This window comes from Streptomyces radiopugnans, from assembly GCF_900110735.1.
GTDB lineage: Bacteria > Actinomycetota > Actinomycetes > Streptomycetales > Streptomycetaceae > Streptomyces > Streptomyces radiopugnans.
This window is the reverse complement of record NZ_FOET01000021.1, coordinates 14,938-32,856: the sequence shown is the minus strand read 5'-3', so window position 1 is coordinate 32,856 and position 17,919 is coordinate 14,938. Positions and strand designations below refer to the sequence as shown.

Annotated in this window: 17 protein-coding genes; 9 read left to right on the top strand and 8 right to left on the bottom strand. The window is 74.6% G+C overall.

Annotation, left to right across the window (positions count from 1 at the left end; translation table 11 throughout):
* Positions 1-11: 11 nt before the first annotated feature.
* The 5 genes from BMY40_RS25645 to BMY40_RS25625 form a co-directional block, all read right to left on the bottom strand.
* Complete coding sequence (locus BMY40_RS25645; protein WP_093663170.1) at positions 12-197, bottom strand: hypothetical protein; 186 nt, start codon at positions 195-197, stop codon at positions 12-14.
* A gap of 265 nt (positions 198-462) precedes the next feature.
* Positions 463-1,269 carry an SGNH/GDSL hydrolase family protein gene (locus tag BMY40_RS25640; RefSeq protein WP_093663169.1) on the bottom strand — a complete coding sequence of 269 codons (807 nt, stop codon included), beginning with the start codon at positions 1,267-1,269 and terminating at the stop codon, positions 463-465.
* 331 nt (positions 1,270-1,600) lie between these two features.
* Positions 1,601-2,440, bottom strand: a complete 840-nt coding sequence (locus BMY40_RS25635) for an SAM-dependent methyltransferase (protein WP_093663168.1) — start codon at positions 2,438-2,440, stop codon at positions 1,601-1,603.
* Positions 2,441-2,474: 34 nt separating this feature from the next.
* Positions 2,475-2,777 (bottom strand): DUF397 domain-containing protein, encoded by a 303-nt coding sequence (locus BMY40_RS25630; protein WP_093663167.1) that lies wholly within the window; start codon positions 2,775-2,777, stop codon positions 2,475-2,477.
* Positions 2,778-2,785: 8 nt separating this feature from the next.
* Entirely contained in the window at positions 2,786-3,652 is an 867-nt protein-coding gene (locus BMY40_RS25625; RefSeq protein ID WP_093663166.1) for a helix-turn-helix domain-containing protein, read from the bottom strand.
* Between the two features lie 143 nt (positions 3,653-3,795).
* Between BMY40_RS25625 and BMY40_RS25620 the strand changes: the two genes are divergently transcribed.
* The 3 genes from BMY40_RS25620 (at position 3,796) to BMY40_RS25610 (ending at position 7,101) form a co-directional block, all read left to right on the top strand.
* Positions 3,796-4,272: an ATP-binding protein gene (locus tag BMY40_RS25620; RefSeq protein ID WP_245770326.1), complete on the top strand. Its 477-nt coding sequence runs from the start codon at positions 3,796-3,798 to the stop codon at positions 4,270-4,272.
* 139 nt (positions 4,273-4,411) lie between these two features.
* Entirely contained in the window at positions 4,412-6,757 is a 2,346-nt protein-coding gene (locus BMY40_RS25615; protein WP_245770325.1) for a glycoside hydrolase family 95 protein, read from the top strand.
* Positions 6,758-6,843: 86 nt separating this feature from the next.
* Positions 6,844-7,101 carry an SGM_3592 family protein gene (locus tag BMY40_RS25610; RefSeq protein WP_093663163.1) on the top strand — a complete coding sequence of 86 codons (258 nt, stop codon included), beginning with the start codon at positions 6,844-6,846 and terminating at the stop codon, positions 7,099-7,101.
* 103 nt (positions 7,102-7,204) lie between these two features.
* Here BMY40_RS25610 and xylA read toward each other — a convergent pair whose 3' ends face one another.
* A complete protein-coding gene (xylA, locus tag BMY40_RS25605) occupies positions 7,205-8,377 on the bottom strand; it encodes a xylose isomerase (protein ID WP_093663162.1) in 1,173 nt (390 codons plus the stop codon).
* A gap of 78 nt (positions 8,378-8,455) precedes the next feature.
* Here xylA and xylB point away from each other — a divergent pair, with 78 nt between their 5' ends.
* The 4 genes from xylB (at position 8,456) to BMY40_RS25585 (ending at position 14,276) form a co-directional block, all read left to right on the top strand.
* Positions 8,456-9,883, top strand: a complete 1,428-nt coding sequence (gene xylB, locus BMY40_RS25600) for a xylulokinase (RefSeq protein WP_093663161.1) — start codon at positions 8,456-8,458, stop codon at positions 9,881-9,883.
* A gap of 109 nt (positions 9,884-9,992) precedes the next feature.
* A complete protein-coding gene (locus tag BMY40_RS25595) occupies positions 9,993-11,225 on the top strand; it encodes an ROK family transcriptional regulator (protein ID WP_093663160.1) in 1,233 nt (410 codons plus the stop codon).
* A gap of 164 nt (positions 11,226-11,389) precedes the next feature.
* Complete coding sequence (locus tag BMY40_RS25590) at positions 11,390-12,856, top strand: acyl-CoA synthetase (protein WP_093663159.1); 1,467 nt, start codon at positions 11,390-11,392, stop codon at positions 12,854-12,856.
* On the top strand, positions 12,849-14,276 hold the full coding sequence (locus tag BMY40_RS25585; protein ID WP_218158320.1) for a carboxyl transferase domain-containing protein: 1,428 nt from the start codon (positions 12,849-12,851) through the stop codon (positions 14,274-14,276). The genes BMY40_RS25590 and BMY40_RS25585 overlap by 8 nt, the downstream gene beginning before the upstream one ends.
* 60 nt (positions 14,277-14,336) lie before the next feature.
* Here the strand turns inward: BMY40_RS25585 and BMY40_RS25580 are convergent, their stop codons facing one another.
* Positions 14,337-15,368, bottom strand: coding sequence for an MsnO8 family LLM class oxidoreductase (locus BMY40_RS25580; protein ID WP_093663158.1), 1,032 nt, complete (start codon positions 15,366-15,368; stop codon positions 14,337-14,339).
* 130 nt (positions 15,369-15,498) lie between these two features.
* Here BMY40_RS25580 and BMY40_RS25575 point away from each other — a divergent pair, with 130 nt between their 5' ends.
* Complete coding sequence (locus BMY40_RS25575) at positions 15,499-16,161, top strand: GOLPH3/VPS74 family protein (RefSeq protein ID WP_093663157.1); 663 nt, start codon at positions 15,499-15,501, stop codon at positions 16,159-16,161.
* A gap of 157 nt (positions 16,162-16,318) precedes the next feature.
* On the opposite strand, the gene BMY40_RS25570 is transcribed toward BMY40_RS25575, so the two are convergent.
* Entirely contained in the window at positions 16,319-17,230 is a 912-nt protein-coding gene (locus tag BMY40_RS25570) for a LysR family transcriptional regulator ArgP (RefSeq protein WP_093663156.1), read from the bottom strand.
* Positions 17,231-17,300: 70 nt separating this feature from the next.
* On the opposite strand from BMY40_RS25570, the gene BMY40_RS25565 reads away from it, so the two are divergent.
* On the top strand, positions 17,301-17,897 hold the full coding sequence (locus tag BMY40_RS25565) for a LysE/ArgO family amino acid transporter (RefSeq protein WP_177214138.1): 597 nt from the start codon (positions 17,301-17,303) through the stop codon (positions 17,895-17,897).
* Positions 17,898-17,919 lie beyond the last annotated feature (22 nt).

Genomic DNA, 17,919 nt, shown 5'->3' with positions numbered 1-17,919 from the left:
CGCACCCCGGGTCAGCGCCCGAGCTCCTTGCGGCTCACCCGCCGCACCCTGCGCCGCTGCGAGGGGTCGAGGGCCAGGTAGGCGACCGCCGGCACGCCGACGACCACCGCCAGCGCTATCAGGAAACTGCCGGTCAGCGCCCACAGCAGCAGCCCCACCGCCACACCGCCGACGGCGATCTTTCCACGGTTGGTCATCTTCCACGCCTCCTCCGGCGGCGGTGCGACCGCCGCTCACTCAGGGGAACGTGCGTACGGGCCGTCTGGTTCCGCACCTCTCCCCCGTGCCGGAGAGGCCCCCGCCGGAGAGGCCGTGCCGGGGAGAGCGGAGAACGAGGCCGGTGGCGGCCCGCGGCTTCCGCGGGCCGCCACCGGCCGCCGCCCCGGCCCGGCCGTACCGGGGGTCCGGCCGGGCCGTGTCAGGGCTGTGTCGGAGGTGCGTCAGAGGTGCGTCAGGGCTGTGTCAGGCGAGGCTCTCCATCACGGGGTAGTAGCCCCCGGACTGCCCGGCCGCCTTGGGGTGGTACGAGTTGGTGATGTTGAACCAGTCGACGCTGTGCAGCCACGAGTCGCCGGAGCAGATCTCGTGGCCGGTGAACCTGCCGCGGACGTCCCCGAAGGCGAAGCCGTGGTTGGCGACGCGCTTGGCGATGGTGTCGCTCAGGTGGTCGGCGGCGTCGTTGATGGCCGCGCGCGACCGCTCGCTGAGGCCCACCACACAGCTGCCGCTGAGCTTGTAGAAGCGGGGGTAGTTCAGGACGACGACCCGGGCGTTGGGCGCCTTGCCGCGGATGGCGTTGTACACCGCGTCGAGCCTGCTCGGAAGGGTGTTGGAGATGTAGGCACGGGCCTCGTTGATGCGTGCGATGCACGCGCTCTCGCCCTGCAGGACACAGGTGGTCATGGCGTCGGCGAAGCCGGCGTCGTTGCCGCCGATGGAGATGCTCACGAGGGTGGTGCCCGATGTCAGGGGACCGAGCTGGTTGTTGATGACGTCGGTGGTCTTGGCGCCGGAGCAGGCGGTGAAGTGGAAGGAGGCGGGTGCGTTCGCGTTCTTCCACAGCACCGGGTACGCCTTGGTGCTGCGTTTGCAGGATCCGCTGGAGCTGTCGTAGCTGCCGGCTCCGACTCCGGAGGAGTAGGAGTCGCCGAGCGCGACGTAGGAGGTGGCCGCGGCTTCCTGGGCGGATGCCACGCCCGCGCCGCCGATTCCGAGTCCGACGAGGGCGGCGAGGGTGACCGCCACGGACCCGAGACGGGACAACTTCATGGAGCCTCCTGGGTGTGGAGGGGTGGGGGGGAAGAGATGTGCCTACTACGTAGTAGCAGTGCGGAACGCTTTCAGGAAGTGTCCATGCCAAAAATGATTCGACGTTCAGCTGAACAACCGGCTTGCATCGCCCCAGGTAACGGCCCGTCTCCCGACAAATGGTCAACTGTTCGGCCGGGCGCGCCTCTTGAGCCCGTCGGCTCACTCCCGGCCGGGCCGGGCCCCTCGGGGCGCGCACGGGATGAGCGTTTCCGTGAGGAACGGACGGAATGTCCCTCCGGGAGGCAGAACTCGCGGGGCCCCGGCCCCCACCGGCCGGGGCCGCACCGTTTCAGCGCTTGAGGCCGACCCCGCCGTAGAGCGCGACGCGGCGCAGTTCGCCGGGCTCGGGCACCGGTCCGTCCGGCCGCCACAGCGGAAGCTGCACCAGCCCGGGGTCGACGAGGTCCCAGCCGTCGAAGAACGACAGGATCTCGGCGTGGCTGCGCAGGCTGACCTGGGCGGTGGCGTTCCGGTAGACGTCGGCGCCCTCCTCCACCCGCTGCTTCTCGTGGAAGTCCGGGGTGCCGTGGGTGAGGACGAGACAGCTTCCCGGGGGCAGTGCGCCGCCGAGCGCGGCCACGAGTCCGGCGGGGTCCTCCTCGTCCCTGACGAAGTGCAGGACGGCGACGAGGAGCAGGGCCACCGGCCGGCCGAAGTCGATCAGTTCCCGGACGGCCGGGTGCTCGATGACGGCCTCGGGCTTGCGGGCGTCGGCCAGGACGAACTCCGCGTTGCCCGCGCCGGTGAGCTTGGCGTCGGCGTGGACGGAGACGATGGGGTCGTTGTCGACGTACACCACGCGGGTGTCGGGGGCCGCGGCCCGGGCCAGTTCATGGGTGTTGGGCGAGGTGGGGATGCCGGTGCCGACGTCGATGATCTGGCGGATGCCCAGCTCCCCCACCACCGTCCGCACCGCGCGGCCGAGGAAGTCCCGGTTGGCCCGGGCGCTCACCCGTACGTCCGGGGCCATCGTCATCAGGCGTTCGGCGGCCTCGCGGTCCACCTCGTAGTTGTCGCTTCCGCCCAGGTAGTAGTCGTACATGCGGGCCGGGTGCGGCCTGCTGGTGTCGATCTGCTCGGGCGTGAAGCCCTCGTGCGCCTGGTGGGTCCGATGGGGCTGGTCGGTCATGCCGTCGCCGTCCTCGTCGTGGTCTCGTCGATCCTCAACACGGGCTCTGCGCGGGGGATACGGGATGTGCGGGCCGCGGTGCGGAACGTGCGGGCTCCTGGGCGAGCAGGAAGTCGGCCTCCCCCGCCTTGACGCCCTGGATGAACCTCGCCATCGCGTGGTGGGCGTATATCAGAGCGGGTCCGTCGGGGTCGGTGGACTGGCGCAGCGCCACCCTTCCGTCCGCCAGCCGCATGGCCTCCACGCAACTCCCGCCGTTGCCGCCGCTCCACGGCTTGTGCCAGCCCTCACTCCCCAACTGCCGGGCGGGCATGCCGTTGTAGACGCGTTTCCTCATGGGGTGGTTCACAGCTCCTTGCGCAGGCCGTCCAGGACGGCCTCGGTCCGTCGCACCGGCGCCGCCTGTGCGCACATCCGGTCCAGCGCCTCCTGGAACGCCGAGACGTCGTCGCGCTGGTCGAAGTAGACGGCGCCCACCAGGCTCTCGCTGTAGGCGACGTCGGGCAGTTCCGGGATGGGGAACCGGAAGATGTGGAAGGGCCCGTACATGGCCGGGTGCGGCCCGGCGGCGAAGGGCATGACCTGCAGGCGCACCGTCGGCATCGAACACGCCTCGATCAGGCGGGAGATCTGCCCGCGCATGACCTCGGCCCCGCCGATGGGCCTGCGCAGCACGGTTTCGTCCATCACCACCCACAGCAGGGGCGGTTCGTCGCGTGCGAGCAGCCGCTGGCGTTCCAGCCGCAGGGCGATGCCGCGCTCGATCTCCTCCTCGCGGGCGTGCGGCATGCCCGCGCGCAGCACGGCACGGGCGTACTCCTCGGTCTGGAGGAGTCCGGGCACGTAGTGCGGCTCGTAGGCGCGGATGACGTGGGACTCGCTCTCCAGGCTGACGAAGGCGCTGAACCAGTCGGGCAGCACGTCGCGGTAACGGTGCCACCAGCCGGGCCGGTTGGCCTCGCGGGCGAGGGAGAGGAAGCTGTCGATCTCCGACTGCTCGGTGACGCCGTAGGTGCGCAGCAGCTTCTCGACGTAGGGGATCTTCAGGCCGACCTCGGCCCGCTCCATCCGGCGGATCGTGGCGTGCGTGACGTCGAGCGCCTCGGCGGCCCGCTCGTAGGTCAGCCCCGCCCGCCGCCGCAGGTCGCCCAGCCGTCTGCCGAGCACCACCCGCAGGACCGTGGGGGCGCCGCCCGCCCTGGTGTCAGCCACAGCACCCCTCCGCACTCCAACCGTCTTGCCGGCAGCGGCAGTTTGTCATGCCGTCTGATCACCCCGACAGGGTGGCATGTACGTCTCTGCAAACAACAGATTGATCCTTGCCAGATGTTGTCCACACCCCTCACACTGAGGGCGTGGCTTACTTTTCCGATGTTCGCCCGCTGGAGCGCACCGGAGGGTCCGTCGACAGGCCCCTGCGGGATGCGTTCCGTCTCCCGGCCATCGGCGCCTCCGTGGCCGAGGCCCGCAGAAGGGTCCTCGCCCGGCTGACGGAGTGGGACATCGGAACGGTGATCCGCGACGACGCGCAACTGGTCGTCTCCGAGCTCTTCACCAACGCCGTGCGGCACACCGACAGCGAGAGGGTCGACTGCGAACTGCGCGTCACGGGCGTACGGCTCCGGCTGGCGGTCACCGATCAGGGGTCCGGCAACGCCCGGCACGCCGGGGGCGCGGCGGAGGCCCCCGCGGACACCCGCGGCGAGGGGGAGAACGGACGCGGGCTGTTGCTGGTAAGCGCCCTGGCGGAGGCCTGGGGGGTACGGCCGGGCGCCGGCGGCAGGGGCCACATGGTCTGGGCGGAACTGGGCTTCGGCCCCTCCGCCCCGTGACGCGGGACCGCCCGGCCTTGGCGGGGGAGGCCGGGCGGTCCCGTCTCGAGCGCGGCGATCCCCAACCAGAGGCCACCGGTGTACGGTAAGCGCTTGCCAGACCGCGCGCCCGTCCCGCCTCCCCGTTCTGGAGCCGCAAGTGAGCACGGACCACCGCCCCGCCCACCCCGGCAGTCCGGCCCCCGGCGAGCCGCCGCGCCTGTGGTACCCCCGCCCCGCCGCCGAATGGCTCCAGGCCCTGCCGGTGGGCAACGGCCGCCTGGGAGCGATGGTGTTCGGCGGTACGGACGGCGAGCGGCTCCAGCTCAACGAGGACACCCTGTGGGCCGGCGGCCCGCACGACTACGACAACCCCCGGTCCCTCGCCTCCCTCCCCGAGGTCCGCCGGCTGGTGTTCGAGGAGCGCTGGGACGAGGCCCAGTCCCTGGTGGACTCCGACCTGATGGGCGTCCCCGTCAAGCAGCTCCAGTACCAGACCGTCGGCGACCTGCGCCTGTCCTTCCCCGGGGACGGCGAGACCACCGGCTACCGGCGCGAACTCGACCTCGCCACCGCCGTCGCCTCGGTGGAGTACGCGCGCGGCGGGGTGCGCCACCGCCGCGAGGTGTTCGCGAGCGCGCCGGACCAGGTGATCGTGGTCCGGCTGACCGCCGACGCCCCCGGCGCGGTCTCCTTCACCGCACGTCTCGACAGCCCGCTGCGCTCCGCCTCCTCCTCCCCCGCCCCGCACACCGTCGCCCTGGACGGCTCCGGCGACGACGCCCAGGGCATCGCGGGCGTGCTGCGCTTCCGCTGCCTGGTACGGGCGGTCGCCGAGGGGGGCGCCGTGCGCTCGGTGGGCGGGGAGCTGCACGTTCAGGAGGCGACCGCCGTCACCCTGCTGGTCTCGGCCGCCACCAACCACCGCGACTGGCGCGGCGTGGAGGAGGACCCCGGCGCGGCGGCCGCCCGCGCCGCCGCACCGGTGGAGGCGGCCGCCGCCCGGCCCTACGCCGAGCTGCGCGCCCGCCACGTCCGCGACCACGCCGCGCTGTTCGACCGCGTACGGCTGGAACTGCCGGTCACGCCCGCCGCCGCGCTGCCGACCGACGAGCGGGTGGCGCGCTTCGCGCGCGGCGAGGACCCGCATCTGGTGGCGCTGTACTTCGCCTACGGCCGCTATCTGCTCATCGCCTGCTCCCGCCCCGGCACCCAGCCCGCGAACCTCCAGGGACTGTGGAACGACCTGACCGACCCGCCGTGGGGCGGCAAGTACACCATCAACATCAACACCGAGATGAACTACTGGCCGGCCGCCCCCGCCAACCTCCTGGAGTGCTGGGAGCCGCTGTTCGGCCTGCTGGACGACCTTGCGGTCGCCGGCGCCCGCACCGCCCGGGCCATGTACGGCGCACGCGGCTGGGTCGCCCACCACAACACCGACCTGTGGCGCGGCACCGCGCCGGTGGACGGGGCGTTCTGGGGGATGTGGCCCACCGGGGGCGCCTGGCTGGCGCTGTCGGTCTGGGAGCACCACCGCTTCACCGGCGACGAGGCGAAGCTGAGGGAGCGCTATCCGGTCCTGGCCGGCGCGGCGCGTTTCTTCCTTGACTGCCTGGTCGAGGACCCGGAGACGGGGGAGCTGGTCACCTGTCCGTCGATCTCCCCCGAGAACGCCCACCATCCCGGCCCCGGCGGCTCGTTGTGCGCGGGCCCGGCCATGGACAACCAGATCCTGGGGGATCTGTTCGAGGCCACCGCCGCGAGCGCCGAACTGCTTTGCGTGGACGAGGAGTTGGTGAAGGAGGTGCGGGCGGCGCGCGAGCGGCTGGCCCCGATGCGGATCGGGGAGCTGGGGCAGCTCCAGGAGTGGCGCGAGGACTGGGACGCGATCGCGCCGGAGCGCGGCCACCGGCACGTCTCGCATTTGTACGGGCTGCACCCGGGCGGCCGGATCACCCGGCGCGGCACCCCCGAGCTGTTCGAGGCGGCGCGCACCACGCTGGAGCTGCGGGGCGACGCGGGCACGGGCTGGTCGCTCGGCTGGAAGATCAACTTCTGGGCGCGGCTGGAGGACGGCGCGCGCTCCCACAAGCTGCTGGCCGACCAGCTCACCCCCGAGCGCACGGCCCCGAACCTCTTCGATCTGCACCCGCCCTTCCAGATCGACGGCAACTTCGGCGCCACCGCGGGGATCTGCGAGTGGCTGGTGCAGAGCCACACCGGTGAGATCCACCTGCTGCCCGCCCTGCCGCCCGCGCTGCCCGAGGGCTCGGTGCGGGGACTGCTGGCGCGCGGCGGTTTCGAGGTGGGCCTCATCTGGCGCGGCGGCGCGCTGGCCGGAGCGGAGCTGCTCTCCCGCGCCGGGCGCCGGGCGCGGGTGCGCACGGCCGGCGAGGTCGCGGTCTCATGCGACGGGCGGCCGGTGGAGAGCGTACGGCCGGAGGACGGGGTCGTGGAGTTCGAGACGGCGGCCGGGCGCGTCTACCTGCTGTCCCCGGCCTGAACCCGCCCGCGCGGCGGGCCGGCCCGCCGCGGAGGCGGGAACTTTCCGGGAGCCGTCGTCCGTTCTCCGTCACCAGGAGGTGCGTTGTGGGCACTGGAGACGCACGACGGGGAGAGGGCGACGGCGCCGGGAGAGACCCCTGGGACGACGTCGTGCTCGACGAGGACTTCATACGCGGCGCCGATGTGAGCGAGCCCGCCGCGCGTACGCGCATGCTGCGGGCCCGCTGGCGGGACAACCCGCCCGAGCCGCAGCCGTGGCGGGCGGACGAGCCCCCGGCGGGGTGGTTCTGGAGCAGGGGCCGCCGCAGGGGGCGCCGGTGGCGCCGCCGCAAGGACGGCTGACACCGCCGGCCGCACCCCTCGCGGCAGCGGGCCGTGCGGGGGCGCGGGCCGCCACCCGCACCCCCGCACGGGGCCTCGCCGGCCGCCGGCCGCGCCGGCCGTTTCAGCCGCGGACACCCAGCAGGTGCTCCAGCGCCAGCTGGTCCAGCCGCTCGAAGGCCATCCCGCGCCCGGCCGCGGCCTCCACGTCGAACTCCTCGAAGGCGGCGGTGTCGGCCAGCAGGTCGGCGGCGGTCTCGCCCTCGTTCAGGGTCGGCCGCGCCAGCTCGTCCAGGCGCGAGGCGCGCAGCGCCTCCTGGACCTCGGGGTCGGCGCGGAAGGCGGCGGCCTTCTCCTTGAGGATCAGGTAGTTGCGCATGCAGCCGGCCGCCGACGCCCACACGCCGTCGAAGTCCTCCGTCCGCGGCGGCTTGAAGTCGAAGTGCCGCGGGCCCTCGTAGCCGGCCGACTCCAGCAGGTCCACCAGCCAGAACGCCTGGCGCAGGTCGCCGGCGCCGAAGCGGAAGTCCTGGTCGTACTTGATGCCGGACTGGCCGTTGAGGTCGATGTGGAAGAGCTTGCCGTGCCACAGCGCCTGGGCGATGCCGTGGGGGAAGTTCAGTCCGGCCATCTGCTCGTGGCCGACCTCGGGGTTGAGGCCGACGCGGTCGGCGTGCTCCAGCTCGTTGATGAACGCCAGCGCGTGGCCGACGGTCGGCAGCAGGATGTCACCGCGCGGCTCGTTGGGCTTGGGCTCGATGGCGAAGCGCAGGTCGTAGCCCTGGGAGACGACGTAGTCGCCCAGGACGTCGAAGGCCTCCTTGAGGCGGTCCAGCGCCACCCGCACGTCCTTGGCGCCGCCCGACTCCGCGCCCTCGCGGCCGCCCCAGGCGACGTAGGTGGTGGCGCCCAGCTCGGCGGCCAGGTCGATGTTGCGCATGGTCTTGCGCAGCGCGTAGCGGCGCACGTCCCGGTCGTTGGCGGTGAAGGCGCCGTCCTTGAACACCGGGTGCTTGAAGAGGTTGGTGGTGGCCATCGGCACCTTCATGCCGGTGGCGTCCAGCGCCTGGCGGAAGCGCTTGACGATGCCCTCGCGCTCGGCGTCGGAGGAGCCGAAGGGGATCAGGTCGTCGTCGTGGAAGGTGACGCCGTGGGCGCCCAGCTCGGAGAGCTTCTGGACGGTCTCGACCGGGTCGAGGGCGGGGCGGGTGGCGTCGCCGAAGGGGTCGCCCCCCTGCCAGCCCACGGTCCACAGACCGAAGGTGAACTTGTGCTCGGGTGCCGGCTCGTAGCTCATGTCATGCCTCTCGGGTATTTCGTCAGGCCCGTTGACAAATTAGTATGCGCCCAGAAGCCCCAGAGAGGAAGAGGCGACATGGCCGCACCCGAAGGTCCGCTCGTTGTCGGTGTGGACAGCTCGACGCAGTCCACCAAAGCGCTGGTCGTCGACGCCGCCACCGGCGAGGTGGTCGCGCGCGGCCAGGCGCCCCACACCGTCTCGCCCGACCACGAGAGCGATCCGGAGCAGTGGTGGCAGGCGCTGCGGCAGGCGCTGGAGCAGTGCGGGCCGGCCGTCCACCGGGCCGCCGCGGTCTCGATCGGCGGCCAGCAGCACGGGTTGGTGACGCTGGACGGCCAGGGCCGCCCGGTCCGTCCCGCCCTGCTGTGGAACGACGTGCGCTCGGCCCCGCAGCGTGACCGCCTGGTGGCCGAGCTGGGCGGGCCCGAGGCGTGGGCCGAGCGCTTCGGCAGCGTCCCGGCGGCCTCCTTCACCGTCACCAAGTGGCAGTGGCTGCGCGAGAACGAGCCCGAGGCGGCCGCCGCCGTGAAGGCCGTGCGGCTGCCGCACGACTACCTCACCGAGCGTCTGACCGGCCAGGGCACCACCGACCGGGGCGACGCCTCGGGCACCGGCTGGTGGTCGACGGCCGACCAGGCCTACGACGAGGAGGTCCTGGGGAGGGTCGGCCTCTCCCCCGAGCTGCTGCCCCGCGTGCTGGGCCACGGCGAGGCGGCCGGCACGGTACGGCCGCAGGACGGGCTGCCGCTGCCCCAGGGCACGCTGGTGGCCACCGGCACCGGCGACAACATGGCCGCCGCCCTCGGCCTCGGCCTGCGACCGGGCCGGCCGGTGCTGAGCCTGGGCACCTCCGGCACCGTCTACGCCGTCTCCACGCGCCGCCCCACCGACCCCACCGGCACCGTCGCCGGCTTCGCCGACGCCCGCACCGACTGGCTGCCGCTGGCCTGCACCCTCAACTGCACCCTGGCCGTGGACCGCGTCGCGGCCCTGTTCGGCCTGGATCGCGAGGCGGTCGAGCAGGGCGGGGGCGTGACCGTCCTGCCGTTCCTGGACGGCGAGCGCACCCCCAACCTCCCCTACGCCTCCGGCACCCTGACCGGCCTGCGGCACGACACCACCGCGGGCCAGATCCTCCAGGCCACCTACGACGGCGCGGTCTACGCGCTGCTGGCCGCCCTGGACCTGGTCCTGGACGACGACGCCGAGCCGGACGCCCCGATCCTGCTGATCGGCGGCGGCGCGAAGGGCACGGCATGGCGCGAGACGGTGCGGCGCCTGTCGGGACGGCCGGTGGTCGTGCCGCGCGCGCAGGAGCTGGTCGCGCTCGGCGCCGCGGCACAGGCCGCCGCCCTGGTGCTGGGCGAGGACGCGGCGGCGGTCGCCCGCCGCTGGTCCACCGCCGAGGGCCCGTCGTACGAGGCGGTGGAGCGCGACGAGGAGGCGCTGACCCGCCTGGCGGCCACCCTGAGCGACGCCGATACGCTGCTGCGGCGGCGCTGACCGGCGACGCCGTCGCGCAGCCCGCCCGGCACAGCCCCACCGCGCAGCACCGTGCCGCGGCACCACCGTCCGCGGCTCCATCCGCACATCCCTGAGGAGTACGCCACCGATGGCAGCACCCGCGCCCAACACCCAGCAGGAGATGCGGCGGCGGAACCTGGCGCGCGTGCTGCACGCGGTGGCCGACGGCGGCCCCCGGTCACGGGCCGCCGTCGCGGCGCGGATCGGGCTCACCCGTACCGCCGTCTCCACGCTCGTGGACGAGCTCCTGGGCGCCGGGCTGCTGGTGGAGCTGGGGCCGGGCCGCTCCGGCGCGGTCGGGCGGCCGGGCACCGCGCTGGCGCTCAGCGACCGCGGCCCCTGCGGGATCGGCGCCGAGATCGGCGTCGACCACCTCGCCGTGTGCGCCGTCGACCTGCGCGGCGAGGTCCGCGCCCGCACGGCGATGGACGCGGCCAACCGCGACAGCGACCCCGGCCCGGTGCTGGGCCGGCTGGCCTCCCTGGTGGAGGAGGTCGCGGACGAGGCCCGCGGGCTGGGGCTGCGCCCGGCCGGGCTGGCCGTGGCCGTACCCGGCCTGGTCGCCCGCGGCACCACCACCGTCGTCCAGGCTCCCAACCTCGGCTGGACGGACCTGGACCTCGCCCCCCACCTGGCCGGGAACGCGCTCGGCACCGGCGCCCTCACCGGCAGCGGCACGGCCGTGTGCTCCATCGACAACGAGGCCAACCTCGGCGCCCTGGCCGAACTGTGGCTGGGCGGCCACACCCCGCCGTCCGGTGACTTCGTGCACGTCTCGGCCGAGATCGGCATCGGCGCCGCGATCGTGGTGGACGGTGAACTCCTGCGCGGCACCCGCGGGTTCGCCGGTGAACTGGGCCATGTGCCGGTGCGCCCGGAGGGCCGCCCGTGCGCCTGCGGCGGCATCGGCTGCCTGGAGCAGTACGCGGGCGAGGAGGCCGTCCTGCGGGCCGCCGGACTCGACCCGCGCGCCACCGCAGCGGAGCACCCCGGCCCCGGTGCCCGCATCGACCTGCTCGCCACCCGTGCCGGGGAGGGCGACCGCGCGGTGCTGGGGGCGCTGGCCGAGGCCGGAAGCGCGCTGGGCACCGCCCTGACCGGTGCCGTCAACCTGCTCGACCCGCAGACCGTGGTCCTCGGCGGCGCCCTCGCCCGGCTGGCGCCCTGGCTGCTGCCCTCCCTGGAGCACGAGCTGGGCCGCCGCCTGGCCGGCCCCCCGCCGGTGTCGGTCTCCCGCCTCGGCCCCGACGGCCCGCTGCTGGGCGCGGCCCACTCCGTCGTCCGCGCGGTCCTGGACGACCCGCTGGCCCACCGCGCCTGAACCGGCCCGGGCGCCCGCGCCCGGGGGCCGGCCGGGTGGGGTGGTCACCCGGGGAACGGAGGCGGGCGACCGAGATCACACCGTGCACCCCGGGCTGCGTGCGGCCGGATGGGTAGGCACCCTGGAGACCGACCGCACGGCCGTGACCAGACGAGGAGCCCCGGGTGCCCGCACTCTTCCCCAGGCTGTACCAGGCGCCGGACAAGCCCGCGCTGCGCTTCGGCGACCGGGTGATCGACTACGGCCGGCTGGCCGGGGCCGCGCACGCGCTCGCCCTGGAGATCGCCGATGCCGGCCGGGTCGCGGTGTGGGCCACCCCCTCGCCGCACACCTGCGTCGGCGTCCTGGCCGCCCTGCTGGCCGCGGTCCCCGCCGTCCCCGTCAACCCGCGCATCGGCGAGGAGGAGCTGGCCCACATCCTCACCGACAGCACGCCCACCCGGGTGCTGGCCGCGCCCGGCGACGAGCTGCCGCCGGCACTGGACGCGCTCCCGCGCACCGACGTCGCGCTGGAGCCGGAGGCGGCCCCCCGCCCCGACGGCACCACGTCCGCGCCCGACGAGAACGGCCCGGCGCTGATCGTCTACACCTCCGGCACCACCGGGCCGCCCAAGGGCGTGGTGGTGCCGCGCCGCGCGATCGCGAGCACGCTGGACGACCTTGCCGACGTCTGGCAGTGGACCGGTGACGACGTGCTGGTGCACGCGCTGCCGCTGTTCCATGTGCACGGGCTGGTCCTGGGCGTGCTGGGCCCGCTGCGGCGCGGCGGCACGCTGCGCCATCTGGGCCGGTTCTCGCCCGAGGCCGTCGCGGCGGCGCTGGAGGAGGGCGGCACCATGGTGTTCGGGGTGCCGACGATGTACCACCGGCTGGCCGAGGCCCTGGAGAGCGGCGGTGGGGGTGAGGACGGCGGCCGGCTGACCGCGGCCCTGCGCGGGGCCCGGCTGCTGGTGTCCGGCTCGGCCGCGCTGCCCCTGCACGACCACGAGCGGATCACGGCCGCGACCGGGCAGCGCGTCGTCGAGCGCTACGGGATGACCGAGACGCTGATGATCACCAGTGTGCGGGCGGACGGCGAGCGCCGCGCCGGCACCGTGGGCGTCCCGCTGCCCAGTGTGGACGTACGGCTGGTGGACGACGAGGGCCGGCGCATCGAGGGCGGCGACGGCGAGACCGTCGGCGAGGTCCAGGTGCGCGGGCCCAACCTGTTCACCGAGTACCTGCACCGGCCGGACGCCACCGCGCAGGCCTTCGCGGGCGGCTGGTTCCGCACCGGCGACATGGCCACCCAGGACGCCGACGGCTTCTACCGGATCGTGGGCCGCAGGGCGACGGACCTGATCAAGAGCGGCGGTTACCGGATCGGCGCCGGGGAGATCGAGAACTGCCTGCTGGGCCACCCCGGCGTCGCCGAGGCGGCGGTCGTCGGCGAACCCGACCCCGACCTGGGCGAGCGGATCGTGGCGTGGGTGGTGCCGGCCGGTGGGCGGCCGCCGGCCGAGCAGGAGCTGATCGACCATGTGGCACGGCGGCTCACCCCGCACAAGCGGCCCCGGGTCGTGCGCTTCACCGACGCCCTGCCCCGCAACGACATGGGCAAGGTCGTGAAGCGGGAGCTGGGCCGTGGCTGAGCGGCCGGCCGGAGGAGGACCCGAGGGGCCGGGCGGGCGGCTGCCGGCCCGCGCGGTGATCGACGCGGTGGCCGACGGCTTCGCGGAGCTGTCCGGGGCAGGCGGCGCCGAGGGCGGGACAGGCGGCGTGGGCGACGACGCGGCCTACGGTGACGGGCCGATCGCCTGGGAGGGCTACGGACTGGCGCGCGCCCGCGCGCACGAGCGCACCGGCGAGCACGAGTCGGTGGTGTGCGGCACCGGCACGGTCGGCGGCGTCCCCGCGGTCCTGATCGCCTTCGAGTTCGCCTTCCTCGGCGGCTCGCTCGGGCAGCGCACCGGCGACCGGATCGAGGCCGCCCACCGGCACGCCCGCCGGGCGCGGCTGCCGGTGGTGTCCCTGACGGCAACCGGGGGCAGCCGTATGCAGGAGGGCATGCGGGCCCTGGTCCAACTCCAGCGCGTGGCACGGCAGTCGGCGCTGACCCGGGCGGCGGGCCTGCCGCAGATCGCCGTCGTGCGGGACCCGACGACCGGCGGCGGCTGGGCGACGCTGGGCGCGGGCTCCGACGTGGTGCTGGCCCTGCCGGGGGCCCAGGTCGCCTTCGCCGGCTCCCGGGTGCGCCCGCCGGGCGCCGACCCGGCCGCGTACGGCGCCGAGGAGAAACTGGCGGCCGGGCAGGTCGACCGGATCGTGGCACCGGACGAGCTGCCCGGCACCCTGGGCCGCTGGCTGTCCCTGCTCTGCTCCCCCGGCAGCGCCCCCGGCACCGCCCGCACCCCCGCCGAACCGCCGCGTGCCCTGGGCGGCGCGGGCGGCACGCCGGACCTGCCGGAGACGGGCTGGGAGGCGGTGGAGCGGGCCCGCTCCCCGCGCCGACCGCGCGCCGACGCCTATCTGGACGCCTACTTCGAGACCCGCGAGGAGATGTCCGGCGACCGCTGCGGCGGCACCGACCCGGGGATGCGCTGCGGTTTCGGGCGCAGGGGCGGCCGTACGATCGCCTACGCCGCCCAGTGCGGCACGGCGACCCTGCCCGCGGGCTTCCGCACCGCCACCCGGCTGATCCGGCTGGCCGACCGGCTGGGCATCCCGGTGCTCACCCTGGTGGACACCCCGGGCGCGGCCAACGACGAGGCGGCGGAGCGCTCCGGCGCGGGCGCGGCCATCGCGGACCTCTTCGCGGCGGTGGCCGAGGCACAGGTTCCGGTGACGACCCTGGTGGTCGGCGAGGGCGGCTCGGGCGGCGCCCTGGCGCTGGCGGCGCCGGAGAACACCTGGGTCACCCCGGACTGCTACTTCTCCGTCATCGCCCCGGAGTCGGCCGCGGCCATCCTCAAGCGCGGCCCGGAGCACGTCCGCGCGACGGCCGGCGACCTGCGGCTGCGCCCGCAGGACCTGGTGGACCTGGGGGTGGCACGCGGCATCGTGCGGACGTAGCGCCGACGCGCCGCCCCAGCCGTTCCCGGGGCGCGGGCCTGGCGGGCCCCGCGCCCCCGGTCACCGGCCCGCGGGGCCCGTCAGGCCCGCCGACCGGGCCAGCCGGCGGTAGGAGTCCAGGCGCCGCCCGTGGTCGTGGGTGCCAAGGGTGAGCAGCAGTTCGTCGGCGCCGCTGCGCCGGGCCAGCCCGGCGAGCGCTCCGGCCGCCTCCTCCCCGGTCCCGCCGATCCGCGAGTCGCGGGCTTCGGCGAACAGGGCGCGCTCGCGCTCGCTCATCTCCCTCCCCAGCACCTTCTCCGCCGGCTCCAGCGGCGGGAAGACGCCCCGGGTGCGGGAGACGACCGTCGCCCACGCCTCCGGCGCGTGCATCGCCTCCGCCTCGGCGGCGGTGGCGCCCGCCGCCGCGCTCACCGAGACCACCACGTACGGCCTGCGGTACGGCTCCGGGGCCGTGGCGGAGGGCCGGAAGGCCGCGCGGTAGCCGTCGATCGCGCGCAGCATCCGCTCCTCGCCGCGCGCCGGGGCGATCACCAGCGGCAGCCCCCGCTCGGCCGCCGCCCGCGCCCCCGAGCCCGTGGCCAGCACGAACACCGGCACCCTCAGCCCCCGGGACGGCACGGCCCGCACCCCTTGCGCGCCGTCGCCGGTGAACCAGCCCAGCAGTTCGTCCAGGTCGTCGCCGAACCGGCCGGCGGCCTCCTTCTCCGCCCCCAGCGCCCGCCGCACCGCGCCGGTGAAGCCGACCGAGCGGCCCAGCCCCATGTCGATCCGCTCCGGGAAGAGCGACTCCAGCACCCCGAACTGCTCGGCGACCACCAGCGGCCGGTGGTTGGGCAGCATCACCCCGCCCGTCCCGACCCGGATGCCGGTGGTGGCCGAGGCGACGGCCGCCGCGAGCACGGTCGGCGCGGACCCGGCCACACCGGGGACCCCGTGGTGCTCGGCCACCCAGAAGCGGTGGTAGCCCAGCGCCTCGATCTCCCGGGCGAAGCGCACGGTGGCGCGCAGGGCCTCGTCCGCGCCCTCCCCCTCCCTGGTCAGGGACCGGTCCAGGACCGACAGCCGGACGGTGCGCAGCGCGTCGTTGACCATGTACCTTCCAACAACCGCGGCCGTACGGGATTCCCGCGCCCTGCCGGGCAACCCCACCCGGGCGCTTGGGCGTCCTGCGTTGAAGGAGCGAACGACGCGGGCAGGGAACACGGAGAACGGGGAGCCGCCGGTGGGTGTCACGCTGGGCGAGGAGATCATGCTGCTGTCGCTGGACGACGTCTCCGGTGCGGCGAAGGACTGGTCCTCCACGGGCTGGGGCGTCGCGGGCGGCATCCTGCTGGACCTGGTGCTGGCGGGACGGGTGACCGTCCGCGACGGACGGCTGGAGGTCGCCGACCGCAACCCGACCGGCGTCCCCCTGCTCGACGGGCGCCTGGAGCGGATCGCCGGCTGGGCCGGGGGCGGGAACCGGAAGAAGGCGTCCGACTGGCTGGCCAAGGACCAGGCGAAGTCCGTCCGGGCGGCGGTGGAGAGCCTGTGCGGGCGCGGTCTGGTCACCGAGGAGCGGGTCCGCGTCCTGGGCCTCTTCCCGGTGCGGCGCTATCCGGAGGCGGACGGTCCGGTGGAGCGGGAGGTGCGCGAACGCCTGGAGTCCGTGGTCGTCGGCGGCGCGGACCCCGACGAACGTACCGCCGGCCTGGTGGCCCTGCTGCACGCGGCGGGGCTGTACCGGCAGGCGTTCCCCGGTCTGCCCCGCAAGCGGGTCGAGCCGCGTATGGCCGGGATCGCCGAGGGCAACCGGGTGGGCGACAGCGTCCGCCGGGCGATCCGCGACGTGCAGGCCGCGGTCGCGGTGGCCACGACGATCACCGTGGTCACGACCGTGTCCTGAGCCGGTTTCCGGGCCGGCGAGCCGGGTCGACGGCATGGGCGGACGGCCCTGAGCAGGTGTCCCACCGCGCCGGTGAGGCGTCGGGCTTCCGCCACGCCCTCCCGGTCGCCACACCTTCCCGGTGCGGCGCCGGGTGTGCCGCCGGGTGTGCCGCCGGTCACGGCCTTTTCGGCGCGGTCGCCCGCCCGTCCCGCCCGGTGGTGCGCAACCGCCGCCGGCTGGCCGCACGGACGGACGCGGTGATGCGGTTCAGCCGTTCGGACTCCAGCGACCAGGTCTGCCAGTGGAGTGCGACGTCGCGATGGGCGTGCTCCTCGAGCAGGACCAGCGTCCCGTCGGCGAGTTCCGTCCCCAGCTGGATCTCCGGGATCATGCCCCACCCCAGGCCGGCTCTCAGGGCCGCGAGGAACCCTTCGGAGGACGGGATGGTGTGCGTGGGCGGGGGCCGGTCGACGCCTCGGGAGCGGAGTACCTGGCGCTGCAGGTCGTCCTTGGCGTTGAACTCCAGCATGGGCATGCCCGACCAGTCGACGCCGGCTCCGGTGGTGAAGCGCCGGTGCAGCGCGGGGGTTGCCACGGGTACGTAGCGCATGAAGCCCAGCCGCTCGACCCGGCACCCGTTGACCGGTGCGGGATCGGCGGTGACGGCTGCGATGACGTCCCCCTGGCGCAGGAGCCGGCTGCTGTGGTCCTGGTCCTCCACGTGCAGGTCCAGTGTGGTGTCCGTCCAGCCGGCGGCGTCGTGGAGGACGGGCACGAACCAGGTGATCAGGGAGTCCGCGTTGACGGCCACCGGTGTCACCCTCCGGGAGGAGACCCCGTTGCCCAGCGCGTGCCGGGCCTCCGCCTCCAGGACCTGCACCTGGCGGGCCATGCGCAGCAGCACCGCCCCGGCCTCGGTGGGGGCGCAGGGCACGCCCCGGCGCACCACCACCTGCCCCACGGAGTTCTCCAGGGCCTTGATGCGCTGGCTGACGGCCGAGGGACTGATCTTGAGCAGGTCCGCGGCGGCCTCGAAGGTCCCCTCGTCGATGATCGCGGCCAGGGCGCGGAGGTGCTCGAAGTTCATGAAGCAAATCTAATGCATCCGTCGTTCCCTTCATTTGTCTGCAAACGGAGGGCTGGCTACCGTCAGGGCCATGTGGGCTATATGGGGTGCCGGGCTGGCGGCCGGCCTGGCTTTGATCGTCGCCATCGGCGCGCAGAACGCGTTCGTTCTGCGGCAGGGCATCCGCCGGGAGCACGTGGGGGCGGTGGTAATGCTGTGCACGGCCGGCGATGTGGTGCTGATCCTCGGCGGCACCGCCGGGATCGGGGCGCTGGTGTCCCGCTTCCCCGACGCCCTGGAAGTACTGCGGTGGGCGGGAGCCGCCTACCTGGCGTGGTGGGCGGTGCGCTCCTTCGTCTCCGCTGTGAAACCCGCCTCCCTGAGAGCCGGGGCCGCCCGGTCGCGGAGATCTGTGATCACCACCACCCTGGCCCTGACCTTCCTGAACCCCCATGTCTACCTCGACACCGTGGTGCTGCTGGGCAGCCTCGCCAACCAGCAGGGCCCCGACGCCCGGTGGGTGTTCGCCACCGGGGCGGTGACGGGCAGCGTGGTGTGGTTCTCCGCCCTCGGCTACGGCGCCCGGGTGCTGTCGGGCGTGCTCGACAGCCCGCGCACCTGGCGGGCGGTGGACCTGGTGATCGGCGTCGTGATGCTCGCCCTGGCGGTCGGTCTGGTCCTGGGGTGACGCCGCCGCGGTGTACGGCCGC

What these genes read in the sequence shown, in the direction of transcription:
- xylA (WP_093663162.1), bottom strand. Translation starts at nt 8,377, where the DNA reads ATGAGCTACGAGCCGGCACCCGAGCACAAGTTCACCTTCGGTCTGTGG.
- BMY40_RS25645 (WP_093663170.1), bottom strand. Translation starts at nt 197, where the DNA reads ATGACCAACCGTGGAAAGATCGCCGTCGGCGGTGTGGCGGTGGGGCTG.
- BMY40_RS25635 (WP_093663168.1), bottom strand. Translation starts at nt 2,440, where the DNA reads ATGACCGACCAGCCCCATCGGACCCACCAGGCGCACGAGGGCTTCACG.
- BMY40_RS25565 (WP_177214138.1), top strand. Translation starts at nt 17,301, where the DNA reads ATGTGGGCTATATGGGGTGCCGGGCTGGCGGCCGGCCTGGCTTTGATC.
- BMY40_RS25570 (WP_093663156.1), bottom strand. Translation starts at nt 17,230, where the DNA reads ATGAACTTCGAGCACCTCCGCGCCCTGGCCGCGATCATCGACGAGGGG.
- xylB (WP_093663161.1), top strand. Translation starts at nt 8,456, where the DNA reads ATGGCCGCACCCGAAGGTCCGCTCGTTGTCGGTGTGGACAGCTCGACG.
- BMY40_RS25630 (WP_093663167.1), bottom strand. Translation starts at nt 2,777, where the DNA reads ATGAGGAAACGCGTCTACAACGGCATGCCCGCCCGGCAGTTGGGGAGT.
- BMY40_RS25580 (WP_093663158.1), bottom strand. Translation starts at nt 15,368, where the DNA reads ATGGTCAACGACGCGCTGCGCACCGTCCGGCTGTCGGTCCTGGACCGG.
- BMY40_RS25640 (WP_093663169.1), bottom strand. Translation starts at nt 1,269, where the DNA reads ATGAAGTTGTCCCGTCTCGGGTCCGTGGCGGTCACCCTCGCCGCCCTC.
- BMY40_RS25595 (WP_093663160.1), top strand. Translation starts at nt 9,993, where the DNA reads ATGGCAGCACCCGCGCCCAACACCCAGCAGGAGATGCGGCGGCGGAAC.